Annotated in this window: 20 protein-coding genes; 12 read left to right on the forward strand and 8 right to left on the reverse strand. The window is 50.5% G+C overall.

What is annotated here, in order from left to right; all coding sequences use genetic code 11:
* Positions 1-228 precede the first annotated feature (228 nt).
* From BMY01_RS14560 to BMY01_RS14575, 4 genes are read left to right on the forward strand one after another with little or no spacing between them, the layout of a single operon-like run.
* Entirely contained in the window at positions 229-888 is a 660-nt protein-coding gene (locus BMY01_RS14560) for a paraquat-inducible protein A (RefSeq protein WP_254772767.1), read from the forward strand.
* Positions 889-891: 3 nt separating this feature from the next.
* Entirely contained in the window at positions 892-1,584 is a 693-nt protein-coding gene (locus BMY01_RS14565) for a paraquat-inducible protein A (RefSeq protein ID WP_074748839.1), read from the forward strand.
* Positions 1,571-3,229: a PqiB family protein gene (locus BMY01_RS14570; protein WP_074748841.1), complete on the forward strand. Its 1,659-nt coding sequence runs from the start codon at positions 1,571-1,573 to the stop codon at positions 3,227-3,229. The genes BMY01_RS14565 and BMY01_RS14570 overlap by 14 nt, the downstream gene beginning before the upstream one ends.
* 26 nt (positions 3,230-3,255) lie before the next feature.
* The gene (locus tag BMY01_RS14575; protein ID WP_217638682.1) at positions 3,256-3,855 is read left to right on the forward strand and encodes a PqiC family protein; all 600 of its coding nucleotides are present in this window, start codon (positions 3,256-3,258) and stop codon (positions 3,853-3,855) included.
* A 185-nt stretch (positions 3,856-4,040) separates the two neighbouring features.
* On the opposite strand, the gene BMY01_RS14580 is transcribed toward BMY01_RS14575, so the two are convergent.
* The gene (locus tag BMY01_RS14580; RefSeq protein ID WP_074748845.1) at positions 4,041-4,529 is read right to left on the reverse strand and encodes a Spy/CpxP family protein refolding chaperone; all 489 of its coding nucleotides are present in this window, start codon (positions 4,527-4,529) and stop codon (positions 4,041-4,043) included.
* Between the two features lie 216 nt (positions 4,530-4,745).
* Between BMY01_RS14580 and BMY01_RS14585 the strand changes: the two genes are divergently transcribed.
* On the forward strand, positions 4,746-5,444 hold the full coding sequence (locus BMY01_RS14585; RefSeq protein WP_074748893.1) for a response regulator: 699 nt from the start codon (positions 4,746-4,748) through the stop codon (positions 5,442-5,444).
* Position 5,445: 1 nt separating this feature from the next.
* Positions 5,446-6,885 (forward strand): ATP-binding protein, encoded by a 1,440-nt coding sequence (locus BMY01_RS14590; protein WP_081353960.1) that lies wholly within the window; start codon positions 5,446-5,448, stop codon positions 6,883-6,885.
* A 1-nt stretch (position 6,886) separates the two neighbouring features.
* On the opposite strand, the gene BMY01_RS14595 is transcribed toward BMY01_RS14590, so the two are convergent.
* Positions 6,887-7,636, reverse strand: a complete 750-nt coding sequence (locus BMY01_RS14595) for a hypothetical protein (RefSeq protein ID WP_074748847.1) — start codon at positions 7,634-7,636, stop codon at positions 6,887-6,889.
* A gap of 372 nt (positions 7,637-8,008) precedes the next feature.
* Between BMY01_RS14595 and BMY01_RS14600 the strand changes: the two genes are divergently transcribed.
* The 4 genes from BMY01_RS14600 to BMY01_RS14615 all read left to right on the forward strand — a co-directional run bounded on the left by BMY01_RS14600 (position 8,009) and on the right by BMY01_RS14615 (position 10,915).
* The gene (locus BMY01_RS14600) at positions 8,009-8,713 is read left to right on the forward strand and encodes a class I SAM-dependent methyltransferase (protein WP_074748849.1); all 705 of its coding nucleotides are present in this window, start codon (positions 8,009-8,011) and stop codon (positions 8,711-8,713) included.
* 37 nt (positions 8,714-8,750) lie between these two features.
* Complete coding sequence (locus BMY01_RS14605; RefSeq protein WP_081353961.1) at positions 8,751-9,731, forward strand: bile acid:sodium symporter family protein; 981 nt, start codon at positions 8,751-8,753, stop codon at positions 9,729-9,731.
* An 82-nt stretch (positions 9,732-9,813) separates the two neighbouring features.
* Complete coding sequence (locus BMY01_RS14610; RefSeq protein WP_074748851.1) at positions 9,814-10,068, forward strand: hypothetical protein; 255 nt, start codon at positions 9,814-9,816, stop codon at positions 10,066-10,068.
* Between the two features lie 64 nt (positions 10,069-10,132).
* Positions 10,133-10,915, forward strand: a complete 783-nt coding sequence (locus tag BMY01_RS14615; protein ID WP_074748894.1) for an N-acyl homoserine lactonase family protein — start codon at positions 10,133-10,135, stop codon at positions 10,913-10,915.
* A gap of 58 nt (positions 10,916-10,973) precedes the next feature.
* Here BMY01_RS14615 and BMY01_RS14620 read toward each other — a convergent pair whose 3' ends face one another.
* On the reverse strand, positions 10,974-11,402 hold the full coding sequence (locus tag BMY01_RS14620; protein WP_074748895.1) for a hypothetical protein: 429 nt from the start codon (positions 11,400-11,402) through the stop codon (positions 10,974-10,976).
* A 312-nt stretch (positions 11,403-11,714) separates the two neighbouring features.
* Between BMY01_RS14620 and BMY01_RS14625 the strand changes: the two genes are divergently transcribed.
* Complete coding sequence (locus BMY01_RS14625; RefSeq protein ID WP_011380956.1) at positions 11,715-12,356, forward strand: helix-turn-helix transcriptional regulator; 642 nt, start codon at positions 11,715-11,717, stop codon at positions 12,354-12,356.
* A 58-nt stretch (positions 12,357-12,414) separates the two neighbouring features.
* On the opposite strand, the gene pgl is transcribed toward BMY01_RS14625, so the two are convergent.
* From pgl to BMY01_RS14650, 5 genes are all read right to left on the reverse strand, one after another.
* On the reverse strand, positions 12,415-13,128 hold the full coding sequence (gene pgl, locus BMY01_RS14630) for a 6-phosphogluconolactonase (protein WP_074748853.1): 714 nt from the start codon (positions 13,126-13,128) through the stop codon (positions 12,415-12,417).
* Between the two features lie 63 nt (positions 13,129-13,191).
* The gene (locus tag BMY01_RS14635; protein ID WP_074748855.1) at positions 13,192-13,596 is read right to left on the reverse strand and encodes a DoxX family protein; all 405 of its coding nucleotides are present in this window, start codon (positions 13,594-13,596) and stop codon (positions 13,192-13,194) included.
* 400 nt (positions 13,597-13,996) lie between these two features.
* Positions 13,997-14,539 (reverse strand): hypothetical protein, encoded by a 543-nt coding sequence (locus BMY01_RS14640; RefSeq protein ID WP_139176937.1) that lies wholly within the window; start codon positions 14,537-14,539, stop codon positions 13,997-13,999.
* A 298-nt stretch (positions 14,540-14,837) separates the two neighbouring features.
* Entirely contained in the window at positions 14,838-15,029 is a 192-nt protein-coding gene (locus BMY01_RS14645) for a hypothetical protein (protein WP_139176938.1), read from the reverse strand.
* Between the two features lie 469 nt (positions 15,030-15,498).
* Positions 15,499-15,954: a hypothetical protein gene (locus tag BMY01_RS14650; protein ID WP_254772768.1), complete on the reverse strand. Its 456-nt coding sequence runs from the start codon at positions 15,952-15,954 to the stop codon at positions 15,499-15,501.
* Between the two features lie 249 nt (positions 15,955-16,203).
* On the opposite strand from BMY01_RS14650, the gene BMY01_RS18450 reads away from it, so the two are divergent.
* Entirely contained in the window at positions 16,204-16,551 is a 348-nt protein-coding gene (locus BMY01_RS18450) for a PAS domain-containing protein (RefSeq protein WP_074748860.1), read from the forward strand.
* The last annotated feature ends 25 nt before the right edge of the window (positions 16,552-16,576 follow it).

A 16,576-nucleotide genomic window follows, 5' to 3' on the forward strand; every position in this document is an offset into this window, starting at 1 on the left:
CGTTTGTGCGGATCACACCCCATCGCATTCTCATCCTGCTTCTTCTCTGAGGAATTGACCCGGTCATCCGGATAAAAGCCAGCGCGATTTATCATCCGGCACGTCCGTTCGACCCCCTCGTCTGCATCGATGCAAGTCATCATATTAACTACTACAGTATATATATAGGGTATGTCGACTCCGAGAAGCCATCATTCAGGAATGTCATTTGGAGTCCACATTGTATGAATGAAAGACAATCTCAATAAATTAACCATGCGGGAAGTGCCTGGCTTGATTGCTTGTGAAGAATGCGATGCGGTTTATCGCAGATTAGCGCTGGGCCGCAGCGAAGTCGCATTCTGCCGCCGTTGCGGCGCCGAGCTGGAACGCGACAGGCGTGCTCAGCGCAGGCATGTCTTGCCACTGGCAATTGCCGGCTTATGTATGTATCTCGTTGCAAACGTCTTTCCAATCCTTGAACTGGAACTGCGGAGTGGTTTGTTCAGCCAGGCAACGCTTATAGGCTCGGTCCGTTCCTTGAGAGGCGAGGGGATGCTCTTCGTGGCATTGCTGGTGTTGGCCACAACAATTCTGTTTCCCTTGATTCAACTTCTGGCTTTGATTTATTTGCTTACCTTTCCAATCAGATTTAGAAGATTTGGACACCCAACAACGTTTAATTTATCGGGACGCCTGATCCAGGTCTTGCGACCATGGGTAATGGTGGAGGTATTTCTGCTCGGTGTCATCGTTGCGTTCGTCAAACTGACGAGTATGGCAACCGTACTGCCTGGCATTGCGCTGTGGGCATTTGGTGCTCTTGCTTTCCTGCTGACCGCGGTGTTTTCGTTTGACCCGCGTTGTCTCTATATCAGCAGATGTGGCTACAAGAAACAGGGGAAATAAAGCGTGCCAGCAAATAGAACCGTTCAACCAGCCAGCCAGCCGCCGGAGAGCGGAGTGTCCGTAAAGACTGCGGCGAAGCTGGGCATGGTGTCATGTCCTCATTGTGCGACCTTATGGGAAGATGTAAAGGCTCATGACCGCTGCGGCCGCTGCGGTGCAGGATTGCACCTGCGTAAACCTGACAGTCTCCGCCGCACCTGGGCTTTAGTGATCGCCGCCTACATAATGTATGTCCCGGCCAATATATTACCGGTCATGATCACTGTTCCTTTCCTCGGAAAGGAACAGCAAGACACGATCATGAGTGGCATCATTTATTTCTGGAATTCCGGTTCCTGGGGATTGGCGCTTATTGTTTTTACTGCCAGCTTTCTCGTGCCTTTATTCAAGCTGGCGGTCCTTACTCAGCTATTGATCGCGGTACAAGACCACAGTAAGCGGCACCTCTTGCTACGAGCGAAACTTTATCGCGTTATCGCGGTAATTGGCCGTTGGTCGATGCTGGATGTTTTTGTAGTAACGCTGATGACCGGGCTCATACAGATCAAAGGCTTTGCCACGGTGCACCCGGGGGAGGGTATCGCTGCCTTTGCCGCAGTGGTGGTACTGACCATGCTTGCTTCGATCAGCTTTGATCCTCGTTTGATGTGGGATGTGACTGAACATGATCCCGGAAGATCACATGAATCAAGATGAGGCAAATGATCCCGCACAGGGCGTTCCTTTGCCAAAGAAGGTGGGCCAGCGAAACTGGCTCTCCTCGTTAATCTGGCTGGTTCCGATACTTGCCGCGGTTATTGGAATTTCGCTTCTGGCTCAGGCCTGGATTCAGCGCGGTCCTGCGATCACCATTACATTTCTCTCCGGCGAAGGACTCGAGGCAGGCAAAACCAAGGTCAAGTACAAAGAAGTCGAGATCGGCACCGTTCAGTCAATCGCGCTCAGCGAAGATCGCACTCACGTTTCGGTAACCGTGCGATTGAAGAAGGAAGCCCAAAGTTTCACCGCAGCCGACAGCCGTTTCTGGGTCGTGCGTCCACGTATCTCAGGTTTGCAGGTGTCCGGGCTTGCGACCCTGGTATCAGGCACCTACATCGGAGCGGATGAGGGCATTTCCGCCGAGCAGGCAAACAAATTTATGGGACTTGAGACGCCGCCAATAGTTACCCGCGGTGCTTCCGGAAAGCAGTATTTTTTACATGCGGCCGATATCGGCTCGGTGGATATAGGTTCGCCTGTCTATTTCCATGGGATCAAAGTAGGGCAAGTGACCGCATATGATCTGGATGAAAATGGCAAAGGCATTATCATGCGGATATTCATTAACTCGCCCTATGACAGATTCGTGGGTATCAATACCCGCTTCTGGCACGCCAGCGGCTTCGATGTGCAGCTTAATGCCGATGGGTTAAAGATCAGGTCGCAATCAATGGATACTGTTCTGTTTGGCGGTCTTTCCTTCCAATCCCCTGATGACAATCCCGGCACTCTCGCCAAAGAGGACACGGCCTTTATCCTGGCTGAGAATCAGACTGAAGCATTAAAGGAGCCGGATGGCGAGGCGCAAATAATATTGCTTAATTTCAAACAATCCCTCCGTGGTCTAAGACCGGGTGCAGAAGTGAGTTTCCGGGGACTGGTATTGGGACAGGTTAAATCGATAGGCATTGATTATGACCCCAAGCTGCGCGAATTCACTATGCCAGTCCTGGTTCAGGTTTATCCGGAGCGTCTGGGCCGGAGATACGCACAGTTTCGAAAAGAACCAACATATACAGCCCAACAGCGTTTGCAGTTCATGATCGATCGCGGCTTGCGCGCGCAGTTGCGAAGCGCTGATCTCCTTACCGGACAACTTTATGTGGCCTTCGATTTCTTTCCTGGCGTCGTCACAAAAAAAGGAGATGTTTCAAAGCGTAAAGCCGATGTAACTGCTTCCCAGGCGCTGTTGGCAATACCCACCATTCCCAATACGGCAGAGGAAACTCAAACGCAGATTTCCGAGATAGCGCGAAAGTTGAACAAGGTACCTTTCGATCAAATTGGCAGCGAATTACAGGAGTCATTAAAAAGCCTCCAAAGGACGCTGAACAGCGCCGGGCAACTGACGGAGAAATTGAATAACAATGTGGCACCCGAAATAGCCATGGCAATGAAGGACGTGCATGAGACTCTAAATGCTGCGGGGCAGACATTGTCCGAAGAGGCGCCTCTGCAGCAGGACTTACGTCAGACATTGCAGGAATTGTCGCGCGCGGCGATTTCACTCAGAGTTGTGACGGATTATCTGGAGCGTCATCCTGAATCGATAATTCGGGGCAAGCGGGAAGACAAACAATGACGGCCCTGGGGCGAAGCGCATTTTTTATGATAGCAGCATCATTGATCGCTGGCTGCGTATCGGTTCCGGAGACGCGGTTTTATACGCTGTCGGAGCCTCCCGAGATGAAGGCCCGGCCACGAGATCTGTCCACCCCGATTTTCATTGACATATTGCCAGTCAATGTTCCAGAACGGCTTGCGCGCCCGCAATTGGTTGTACGGTACGGAGATTCTGGTCCTGAAACACAGCTTTTCATCCTTGAACAAGATCGCTGGTCTTCACCCTTCAACTATGAACTGCGAGATGCGTTCGCCTCTGGTATCGCTGGCTGGACCGGGGCCGTAAACAAGGCACACAGGGGCCGTACTCCCGATCAAATCGTCTACAGGATCGCAATTGAACTTAGCCAGTTCGATGCAATAATCGATGACAGCGTAAAGGCAAGATTCAGTTGGACGATTACGCGTCCTACCGATGCTCGTAGCGCCGCCTGTTATGCGGTGATTACGGAGCCCGTTGCCACAGGTGTCGAAGGTGTTGTAGAGGGCGTGCAGCGTGCAGTAACAAGCGTGGTCAGAAGCATTTCAAGGAACGTGATCGAGCTGGATATGGGCCGTGTTCCAACGTGTGCTGTGCAGGAATAAGCGCTTTGACTTGCGCTGTGACTTTGATACGGCCACTGCTCTGTTACAACTCTTCCCCATATGGGGACTGGGGTTGGGGCGGCCAAGCAGTTCTGGTGCCTGGCCGTCAAGACTTCATGAATATCGAGCTAATTGATATAGACCTGCATGCCTCCGTCGTTGCAGATGAAGCTTCCGTTTATGCTTCAGCCCTTACCATGATGCCTGTTCTTCTCACGCATTTGTTTCATCTGTTCTTGTTGGGCATCAGTTAATATCTGGTTAATGGCATGGCGCGTTCTCGTGCGCTCCGTTACCAATTCGGTTACCAGATTTCCTCGTTCACGCGCCAATTGTTGTACGCGGCTATCGTCAATTTGGGGGTTTCTTGCCAGTTCCCGTAATTCCCTTCGATTTGTTCGTATTTTCTCCCTTATGGCTGCTGTTTGCGGTTTTGATTTTTCCATAATCGCTTCAATCGATGCGCGTTGCTCCGAAGTAAGCTGGAGGCGATCGGCCATTTTGTCCCAGAATGCCTTTTTACCTTCCATACCTTGCCCCTCGGAGCGAGAGTCTGCACTGTGATGGTAGCCTGATGATGCATATTTCTGATAAGCATCAGAATGTGGATCAGCCAAAACAATGCCACTTGCTAATAACCCGCTGATCAATGAAAGTTTCATGATTGTTTTCATTTAGCCAACTCCTCTTGATGGTGATGTTTGCGAATGCCACCGTGAATGTGCACGGCTTGGAAAAGAATAAGGCCAGGCAATGTCAATTAGGGTTATGGGAATGTAAAGTTATGTAAAACCATAAATTTCTATATTTGATTGCTTTGATTTGGCAATATCGGTAGCAGGCAAATGCACCGCATCTGGAAACCTGCAAAATTCTGACCTGGGGAAATGATGGCGCGGATATTACTGGCGGATGACGATATTGAATTGAGTGGGATGCTGGTGGATTACTTCACTGACGAGGGCTTCGACGTCGATGTGGCTTATGACGGCCTCACGACCTTGAACAAGATATCGGTGAACCGGTATGACCTGTTGATACTTGATGTGATGATGCCGCACCAGAACGGTTTCGATGTATTACGTGAGCTGCGCATGCAATCTCTGCTTCCCGTATTGATGCTGACGGCGAGAGGGAACGACATCGACAGTATTGTCGGTCTTGAGCTCGGGGCAGATGACTATCTGGCGAAGCCATCCAATCCCCGTGTAATGGTGGCACGGATTCGCGCAATTTTAAGAAGAGCAGAGATACAAGGTGATCGGCGCAATGGAAGTGGTGAGCCTGATAAGATCATATTGGACGATCTCGTTATGCATACAGGTTCACGTACTGTTACCTGCGGCAACAATCCCGTATTTGTGACGAGCACTGAATTCAGCTTGCTGGATGTGTTGTTGCGGGAAGCCGGCAATGTCGTATCGAAGGCGGATTTGTCCGAGCGCGCGCTTGGCCGGAAATTGAGCCGCTATGACCGCAGCCTAGATGTGCATGTAAGCAGTCTTCGTAAAAAATTGGGGCCAATGCCCGATGGGCAGGAGCGCATCAAGACGGTCCGCGGTGTCGGTTATATTTATTCACGAAACTGACATGCACAGGCTCTTCTGGAAAATATTCCTGTCTTTCTGGTTCACGCTGATCATTTTCACTGCGCTGCTTCTGTTTGCTGCTTCCACTTATCTTGAACATAACCGGGTACAGCAGGATGCCGGGAATATGCGAGAGCGTCTATCGGGATATTTTGATCAGGGACGGACGGCCGCAAGGGAGAAGGGTGTTGAGGGCCTCAAGGAATGGCTCGACTACCTGGATCGGAGTGAAGCAATTCCTATTTTCCTGATCGATGAGACAGGTCGCGATCTGCTCGATCGGGAAATTCCTCCTGATATCGCATCAAGGCTGGAGCGGAGGCGACAACACCCCAATCGTCTGAACAGGAGAGGATATCCGCACCATCAGCCCATACGCCTTGCAGATGGAAGTCTTTATTACATGGTTCCCGACTTCCAAAGCATCACCTTGCGCAGGATATTGCAGCGCCCGCGAGTGATTGCGCTTCCCGTAGCGATCGCCGCGCTGCTAAGCGCGTTGATCTGCCTGCTGCTTAGTCGCTACCTCACTTTTCCGCTCGAACGTTTACGGTATGCTGCGCAGCATATTGCAAACGGCGATCTGGCACAGCGCGTCGTTCCCTCCATGGCTGGACGGCGTGACGAGATCGGGGAACTGGCAAGTGCATTTGACAAGATGACCGAGCGACTCGAGAGGGTATTTGGCGCGCAGCGGCAATTGCTGAGCGACGCCTCACATGAGCTTCGTTCCCCTCTCGCAAGGTTACAGGCTGCGCTGGAGCTTGCGCGGCAGCGGTCAGGCGGGCAGGCTGAAAAGGAATTGAACCGCATGGAGACGGAAATAGAACGCTTGAATGAGCTCCTCGGGCGTCTACTCGAACTCTCCCGTCTGGAAGCAGGCGTGGATTCCGTTCATGCTGAAAAGGTGGACATACGGGAACTACTTGAAGAACTCGTGGAGGATGCGCAATTCGAAGCATCAGCGATGGGCTGCCGGATAGAATTAAGGAATACTTTCTCAGCGGTCGTATGGGCAAATCCCGGGCTTCTGCACAGTGCGATAGAAAACGTTGTACGCAATGCCATCAAATATACAAAACCCGCTACGGCGGTTGAAATAAGCATGCTGACAGACCCGACCTGTCGTGATGGAATCGTTGTTCAGGTTCGGGATCACGGACCTGGCGCACCCAAAGACATGCTGCCCCATCTTTTTCAACCCTTCGTCAGGTTGGAAGAAGCCCGGGATCGCTCAACAGGTGGACATGGGCTTGGGCTTGCCATCGCTGAGCGGGCTGTTCGACTACATGGTGGAAAAATCGTAGCGAGAAACGCATCGGATGAAGGGCTCAGTATCCAGATTCACTTGCTGTCCATGAGATCTGATGAAAATTTGAATCAGGGCAATGGCAGTAATCTGTTGCATGGCGGAGAAGGGCAAAACACTGAACTTCCCTGACTCAGGACTTCCCCTTCAATGCGTCGCGGAGATTTTCAATAGCGCCTTCAAGTAGCTTCAATCCATCTACGAGCTGCTCCTCGTTGACGTCCATATCCAGGAAGTTAACAACTTCCTCGGCCGCTCTCCTGAGTTTGTCATCAGCATCACTGGCATTCCACTCATTATGAGAAGCAACGTGTCTTAGCATGTGCTCGTGAGGAGCAATCTCTTGAGCTGGCGTTTCGCAATAATCCAGCGCTTTCTGCCATGGATTGCTTGCATTGCTGAGTTCGCCAATATCAAGACCAAGACGTTCCGCTATCGCATGAGCCAGTTTATCGGCCCATTCGGTAGCGCTGTCGCGCTCGCTTGCAAGCTGCCACATTTCATGCCCGCTGTTTTCACGCTCATTGTTTTCACGTTCGCTGTTCTGTGCTTGCAGTGTCGAAGCGTTCTCCTTCCGTTCCTGATAATGCTCGTGCTCAGCCTCCAATGCATTTTTGATGGCATCTTGCCACCAGTCCATGCTCTGGTCCTCCTGATCAGGAAGGCTCTCGACGTGGAATGGCTTGGGTGCAATTGAATGTGCAGGGGGCACTGGGGCATCGGCAATTACAGCCCGGATAAAGCGAGCCGCTTGCGCGGGGGCGCTCTCTGGATGGCATGGATAATCTGTCGCATTGTCCACTTCAACAGTTTTTGACTTCATCTCAAGAGCGTCGGCTACGTATCGCAAAGCTTCTTTATCGAATCCCGCTGGTATGTTCATTCCATTTCCTCATAATCAAGAAAGTGATGCCTCCCGGACTTTGCACCCGTAGTGTTCGCCACTCATATCTAGGCGTTCGTATTCTCTGTTCTATTTGGGAGACTCCAAATTCCCTATCGATCTTCCATGCATTTTGGTATGGGATACCCTGGAGGACTCCTTTCGCCTCCCTATTGTGGCTTTACCGCAGGTTCCCACCATATTGTAGTAAAAAACGCGGGCGTATGAGCATGCCAGGTGCAAAGCCCTCTTGTCTTATCAATGAGTTGGTCGTCGCCAACGCATTTTCAAAAGGTTAAAATAAAGGAATTCTCCCGTCTATTGTGAAAATCGGCCGAAATTTTACCATCGTAATGAACGCCTTCCCGATTCATGCTATCCGCTGAACCTGTTGCCATCTTCACCCGGTCCTGGTCGCTCTATGATCTGATCACGGAGCACAACTACATGTTTCACCGGGAGATCTACGCCGGAGTTGGGGAGCTTTTGAGGTCGCGTGCTGATCGGGGAGAGTATCGCCTACTGGATCTCGGTTGTGGCAACGCCCGCTATCTTGCGCCTTGCCTGAAACGCTCTCCTCCTTTGATATACGAAGGCGTGGATTTGTCCGAGGCTGCGCTGAAGGAGGCGAGGGAATACCTCGCAGGATTGCCAGGCGAAACCAGCCTGACCGAAGGAGAGCTCCTGCAGACCATCGAGTCCATGAATCAGACGTGGGATGTTATTTTCTCCGGGTTTGCCATTCATCATCTGAGTCTGGATGAAAAGGCGCGGTTTTTCCGGGCAGCGGGACGCTGCCTCTCAAAAGAAGGCTGGCTGATACTGGTGGATGTGGTGCGTGAAGAAAATGAGGCGCGGGAGGATTTTCTGGACGGTTATCTCAATTTCATGCGGGAAAAGTGGACGAGCGTGCCGCCGGAGCAGCTGGAAGAAGCATGCGCGCACGTTCGCGATCATGATTATCCTGAATGCCTTTCCACCCTGCGAAGAATGGCCGGGGAAGCGGGGCTTCGTTCTACCCGGCTGATCAGCCGTCACGCACAGCATCATACGCTTCTATTTTCGCGAAACGACTGATAGCAGCTATAAGCAGCTATACCGGATACCCAGCTCCATGTTGCAGAAGTTGACCCTCCTGTTCCCCCTCTGGATGATTCTCTCGGGGCTGTTTGCCTTGTATGCACCGGAATCACTGGCTTCGTTCAACCAGGGTCCCCTGATGGTGGCGGTTCTTGCCTGCATTATGCTGGGCATGGGGCTCACGCTATCCATAGAGGATTTTCGCCGCATCGGGCGGAGCCCGCGAGCGGTAGCCATCGGCTTCGCCGCGCAGTATTCCATCATGCCTTTGACGGCCTGGATAGTCGCCCAGGCGTTGAGCCTGCCTCCTCATTTCGCGGTGGGACTTATCCTGGTGGGATGCGCTCCGGGGGGTACCGCCTCAAACCTGATCAGCTACATCGCCGGCGCCGATGTCGCGCTTTCAGTCGTCATGACGATCTGCTCCACGCTCGCAGCCGTTGTGCTCACACCCTTGCTGACCCAGATTTTCGCGGGCGCTCTCGTGCCGGTCGATGCCTGGTTGTTGTTCAAGCAGACCTTTCAAGTCGTGATTATCCCTGTCTTTCTGGGCGTGCTGCTCAACCGGTGGGCGCCTCGCCTGGTCATGCGGGTTCTGCCTGTTGCTCCGCTGCTTTCAGTGGCAGGCGTGGTTTTTATCTGTACGGTGATATTTGCCGCCAATGCAGAGGCTATTCTTGCCTATAGCGGAGAGCTTATCCTGGCGACTGCGCTATTGCATGGGGTTGGCTTCCTGTTCGGTTATTACTTTGCCCGCTTGTTTGGCTGTTACGGTAACAGCGCACGCACGATTGCCATCGAGGTGGGGATGCAAAACTCGGGACTTGCCGTCGTGCTGGCCAAACAGGCTTTTCCATTATTGCCGCTTGCACCCGTCGTTGGTGCGGTTTCCGCGGTTATGCATTCGCTATTGGGCAGTGTGCTCGCGGCATTATGGCGCCAAAACCCAACTCCAGTTCAGGAAGGGGTCATTCCGCCGGTACCGCTGACAATCTCCGTGCGGCAGGAGGAATAGTGCTATTTTCGTGACTGCAGGAAATTGCAGTAATATAGCGCTCATCAAGTGCAGACAGAGCGAGCTGAAGGGACAGTGATAGATGGATAGCAGCTTTGTAACGATCAGCATCCTCGCCATCCTCGCTCTGGCAGGTTTCTTTCTACTGGTCGTGTGGTTCTTCCGAAAAATGGCGCGGGGAGAAATCAGCATGGGCGGTCACGTCGTGCTTCTGGTGCTCCTCGCAGCCATGCTGCTCGTGCCTTTCGCCATGAATTTTTCCGCTCATCTGATATCCAGCATTGGACATCGTTCCGGCCACTCGGAAGAGGTGTCTTCCCAGCAGGGTGATTATTAGCTTGCGCCGATTTACTTTCGTCTCATAGCTGAGATGATCGTACATGCCGAACCGGCGAACCGATATGCCTCATATCATGAAAATCTGGCCGCTGCTGACGGGAACAATTCGTTATGAAAAGACCATTTCGACTCGTAACCGTGGGCATGGGGAATTTATCGCGGCACCAATTCTTGCTTATTTGATCGAAACGCCGAACGGACGCATCTTATATGATACGGGTTGCGACTATCGCAAGATTTCAGATCCCATCTTGCGCGCACGTCATTTTGATCCCATGCGTCCCCTGGTTGAGCCGCCCAACATGCAGGAAGGGCAGCGCATTCCCCGTTATCTGGAGAAACTGGGCTTCGGGCCACGGGATGTGGACATCGTTTTTATAGGCCATTTGCATTTCGATCACATCGGGGGGCTCCATGATTTGCCAGGCTGCACTATCCATGTGCAGGCGGATGAGCTTGCCGCGGCGAGCACTGGATCGGACGGAAGCGTCTTTGCCGACGAGTTGGCCAACTCAAATCAGTGGGAAATCAAGACAGGCGAATACCTCGTCGCGCCGGGAGTGCATGCGGTTAGCAGTCCTGGGCACACGGCTGGACATATGTCGCTCTTCATCGAGCTTCAAAAGGGACCGCCGGTTATCTTGTGTGGAGATGCTGCCGATCTGAGGGAGAATTTGGTGGAGGAAATTGCGCCGGGATACTGCTGGCAGGATAACGCGTCCCTGGCCCTGGCCAGCATCCGCAAGTTAAAGGCGCTGGAGAGCAGGGAAAAGTGCGAGCTCTGGCCTAACCACGATATGGATTTTTTCATGAGCTTGCCACGTTTCCCTGCCTGGAGAGACTGAAAAAGACGGTTCACGACCGTGGCAAGGTGATTCCTGATATTTTTACTGCGCGCTCTGCTTACTTCGAGGGGTGCGTGCGACTCTCTGCGTTCACAACCCGTCCTTCACGTGTGGCAAATTCACGTTTCGCCTGCTCTACCGCCATTTGCCGGTGGATGGCAGCTGCTCTGATGTTCTCATCCACATTTGCTTCGTATTTGTGAAGGAGAGCAGCGGTATGCGACTTCAAATCCTGCGCCTGGCGTCCATAGAGATAGCTCTTCTCTTCATAATGCTCGAGTAATTTTTTTTGCTCGTCAGCCTTGGTTTGCATTTCCTTGGCTGCGTTCTCAAAATACTTGCTCAACGCATCATGATCACTGGGAGTTCTGGCGTTCTGCGCTGCTCTGCGAATATTCGTGTTCTGAACAGCCTCATGCGGACTCATTTGGGCACATGCAGCCAGTAAACTGAAGGATAAAATCGCGAAAATTCTCCTTGTTTTCATGTTGCGCTTTCCTTTAAAATCAAAGCGGTTAATGCCAAAAGATAGCGAAAAGATTACAAAAAACAGTGGAGTAGAATAAATCACAATTTCAGGACAACTCTGCCTGAAAATCAGGGGGCAGGGTTGGGTGAAAGTAGAATCAAGGCGGATCAAACCCCGATTATTCTTTATTTGTGAAAGAATTGTAAGAAATTATAGCTATTTTGTCAACTATTTTATGTTTAAAGTGTCTAAAGACAAGGCGCAGGCTGTCAGTGGTCTATAATGAAGCCGGTAATTCTTATATGACGGGGGTGGAAGGGGGTATATCAGATGCTAAATACGATAGGTGAACGGCAGAAGCAGTTACTTAAGCTTTTGCGTGGAAGCAGGCCAGGTCTGAGCGTGGATGAACTTTCAAAAGGTCTGGAGATTACAAGAAATGCAGTTCGGCAACATCTTTCCTCTCTGGAGGGTGCCGGTCTGGTAACGGCTGGAAATACGCGCCCCTCAGGAGGCGGAAGACCTCAACAGCTTTACGTTCTTACCGAACTTGGCAAGGAGAGTTTTCCCCGTCAGTATTCTTGGCTGGCACAACTGGTATTGGCCTCGGTTCGGCGCGAAGAAGGCGTTGAAAACATGGGTAAGCGCCTGTCTGAAATCGGTGCAGGTATCGCAGAGCAGATACGCGGTCAATATCCGGATTTGAATACAAAGGAGGAAAAAATTGACAAGCTGACAGAAGTAATGGATCAGCTTGGCTACAACGCGAAAAGTGCTACCTTACCAAACGGCGAAAAGGTGATTGAAGCGGATAATTGCGTATTTCACCAGATGGCGGCAAAAGACATGGAAATTTGTCATCTGGACCGCGGACTCATGGAGACTTTTACCGACAGCAAGGTTGAGCAACATGAATGTATGGCTCGCGGGGGAGAATTATGTCGATTCAGGTTTGTATCCAAAAAGGAGTAGTTTCTACTCCTTTTTTTTGCCTCCATTTTCTGTTTTTCTTTTTATTGATTTAATCCCATCACCCCTTCGAGGGTAACAGTAACGTCGATTCCACAAGTATATCCACACCGTTTTCCCCCATTATAGCCTTGGCCGGTATATTCTCCCCAGCGCGCCATCTTGCTACCGCATTACGCTTTGATTCACCGCTTACCAGAAATATTATCCTTCGTGAACGATTTAAACGCGCCGCACTCAGTGACACGCGCTGTGGGGGACGCTTGGGGGAATTGAATATTGCCAGTGTATCAGGCGAATCCGGCGCCATTCCCCAATCATTACCCGGGAACAGGCTTGCGGTATGGCCATCGGAACCGAGTCCGAGTAGCGTCAAGTCGAAATAACCTACACCGCGCAGTGTTTGTGCATACGCTTCCGCAGCTTTATCTGCGCGGGGACCATTGGGGATAGCATGAATCTGGGCCGGAGGAATGGGCACATGGCTAAGCCATGCTTCTTCTGCCATATGGGAATTCAGTTCTTCCTGAGTGGGCGGCATGCAGCGTTCGTCTCCATAATAGATATGCCAGAGAGACCAATCTGCTGGCGCACTGCATAATCTCCGATAGATTTCGCGCGGCGATTCACCCCCGGCAAGGACGAGATTAAAGCGTCCACGCTCCTGAATGGCAGAGGCGGCGCTATCCAGGATAGCAGCCACGGCTGCATCCTGGAGGGCGGTCAGGTCGGCGTATTCATGCCATCTGTATTGTTGGAGACCGGTTGACTCCATCAGTAGAGATTCCTTTGTTATTTTGATGTGTAACCATAATGAAGATTGACGCGGGTGGCTTCGTCAGTCTTGCCGGACGGCCCATCTTCCGCTACCCAGGAAAAATATCGTAAGACCTGAAAATAAATAAAACCCTTGCAATTCAAGCGCCCAGCCTCCCATGTTGGTGAACGTAAATAACTGATCAGAGTGGGCCAATAAAAGCGCAAAAATCATGTTACCGAAGATCAGCAAACCGCCGAGACGCGAGAAAAAACCGAAGATCACCATTAGCGCCGCGACGACTTCACCGAGGTAAACTCCGTAAGCCAGTACGGGTGGTAAATCGATGCCGATCAGTTGCTTGCTGATGAAATCAAGGGATGCCGGGTTAAGTATTTTGTGCAACCCATGAAATAGTATCAATACTCCTACAGTCAGGCGCAGAATCAATTTGCCTAAATCATCATTTCGGAGGAAATTTTGCATAAGTATCCTTGAGAAGTTGGATATCGAAGGCCCAAATCCATTCGCTTCTTATTTATCTGAACTTCACCGCTTCACAAATTATTGTGGACCCGTCCCGCAGGTAATTATTTGTGACGCTCATATTCCAGATAACCTGTTCAGCATATCACGGCTGGAAGCCGGGTCGGCAGTTGACAGGACAAACAACCAAGTTTTAGCGGGTATCGGTAGCCCCCAGGTTATCACTATTTAGCGGAATTTCAGCCGGCTCCAATGAGTCGCCAGTAAAGAAATCCTGGGGAAGTATCTTGAGGGACTGGAGCAGGACTGCCTGCCGTCCGTGAGGATGAAGGGAAAAAGTGGGAGTTTGGCTATGCCGCTGCGGAATTTCTCCGTATGCTCTTATCTCCGCCCCTTACTCTTATTTCGATAAAACAGTTGGGCCATAGGATTCAACAACGCTCAACTTTTGAGTTTTTGACGCAGGGTGATTTTTTTCTTTAAGTGTCAAAGCAATTTGACGGTGAGAGGCAGCTTCTCTTGCATCTGCCTTTGCAGCTTCTTCATATTTTCTTACCAGGGCTGCAGTATGCGCTTGCAGGTCCTGCGCTTTTTTTCCGTACAGGTAGCTTTTTTCCTCGTAATGCGCAAGCATTATCTCCAGTTCCTTTACCTTCGCTCGCGACTTTCTTGCTTCATCTTCGTAGTATTTGGCAACCGTCTCATGTTTTTTCATGAGTTCATCTTCGAAATGTTTCTCGGCTGCCTCATGTGCATTTGAGTTCTGCTCATCATTCTGCGCAATGGTCTGGGTGATCCGGGTATCAGGATGCCCAGCCGCCTGAGTGAGTGGCGTTAGTAAAATCAATACGCTAAGCAGGGCGTAAGTCTGTCTCGCTATCATTGTTTTACCAGGAACAGGAATATCAAACGTAGTTGCTTTTATTGGGTAAAAAAGAACCAATTATTTTGTTTAATATTAGTTTATGTACGTTACTTCGTCAATTTTTTTATGTTTAAAGTGGTTCGCGCGAGAGTACAGAGGTGGTTCGCGCGAGAGTACAGAGCTGTACCTATGCTCATGGCAGCGAGGCAGATAGGGAATAGACCGAATCCCCGTATCGGTTGTTCGAATGTGCGCACTCACAGCAAGAGCACGGATTTTACTGAAGGGAATGCTACGAGGAGGGGAGCCGATGCAATATGGAGAAAAATACACTCAACATTGCATCGGCGAGTTTGTTGCTATTTTGGGAAAAGTATCAGCGAACTTCTGTAAGTGCTACGGGTTTTTGTAAGGCGGCTACTCTGTAACTGTTCTTATCAATAATTGCGATGGAATAGCTGTTTTCCTTGGCAGTGGCGACACCCGCAGCATTAAACCCAGCAAAAACCAGCGCAACGGCCAGGCTCATTGAATAGAAAATGCCCACTGTTCTGCCTTTAATCATCATACCCTCCACGAAATCAATAGCGAAAAAAGCTACTTTTTAAAGCTACGTTTGTTACTTCTTACTACGTTTGTGAAGCATGTGTGAAGAATATGTGAAGAAATCACATTTGTAAAGTATTTTTCGATAAAAACTTGCTTTAGTTGAGTCCTGTCAATCTTGCGTTAATTTCCGTTTTTCGATCAGTTGAAGAATGATTGATCCAGCATGGTTCCTTCTGCTTGATTAGAAAGGCGTTTGTGAGAACGTTATTTCACAGCGGCGTGTGAACCGATTTTATTAGGGAATATGCAGCGAGTTTTGTTACGGTTGAGATTCCGCAACAATTTAGAAAAGAGGAAAAGTATCCTCGGAACCGAGGGGTAAGATAGCCTGAAGGTATGAAATACTGGTAGCAATATACAGATGTTCATCCATACATTGCCGTTTCTGATTACATTACCCCTGAGATTAACCCAGGCAGGAACAGATCCTAATTCAAGTCGGAAATCGTGCTCAGCTTTTGAAGACTGAGACTGAGACTGAGACTGAGACTGAGACTGAGGGGGATGAGGCCGTTCTCTTCAAGTTGCGAAGCCATTTGCCGGTGCAGGGCCGCTTCCCTGGTATTGGCTTGCGTCTCCTTCTCATATTTGCGCGCTAATGCGTAAGTATGGGCCAGCATGTCCTGGGCTTCTCTACCGTAGAGATAGCTTTTATCCTCATACTGCTCGAGCAGGCGTTTCTGCTCTTGTGCTTTTGCATGCGTCTCCACGGCCGCATTGTCGTAATATCTGGCGACGGCTTCGTGATCACTTCTAGTCACCGCGTTACGCGCTGCATCGACATCGAAACTTTCCACCTCGGCCGTTGCCTGGACGGGCAAACTCATTGCGACTATAAGGCTGAACAGGAAGAATGTAGCGATAATTTTATCGATCTTCATCATCACACCTCTTCAGCACTTTGGAATAACCGAATCAGTCACGTTAACAACATCCAGCCTCTTTATGAAGAATATGTGAATTTCGAGACTTTGTCAACTTGTTTATGTTTTAAGTGTAATTAGAATGCGATCCGTCAACTTTTGCTGATTTGGAACTGGATTATTCGCAATGGAACCTTCTCCTCAAGGATGGTAATCGGTTCTGGGCCAGCATCGTCATTGATCCAATTCGGGATACCAAGGGCACGCTGATTGGCATTTGCTAAAATCACCCGTGACATTACCGAGCGCAAGAAGGCAACCGAGGCTTTGCATGCCAGTGAAGAGCAATTCCGGTTACTGGTCGAGGGCGTGACAGACTACGCGATCTATATGTTGTCGGTGGATGGCACCATTACCAATTGGAATCCAGGGGCACGCGGGATCACTGGTTTCACCCGAACTGAAGCCGTTGGCACTCATTTCTCCCGCTTTTATATAGAGGAAGACAAGGCCGAGGGCTTGCCATTGGTGGCATTACAGACCGCGGAAGCGGAGGGTCGCTTTGAAGGCGAAGGCTGGCGGGTACGGAAAGATGCTCCAGGCTTTGGGCAAGTGTAGTGATAGGTCCAATTAGAAACGATCT

This window comes from Nitrosospira multiformis, assembly GCF_900110185.1.
Taxonomy (GTDB): domain Bacteria; phylum Pseudomonadota; class Gammaproteobacteria; order Burkholderiales; family Nitrosomonadaceae; genus Nitrosospira; species Nitrosospira multiformis_A.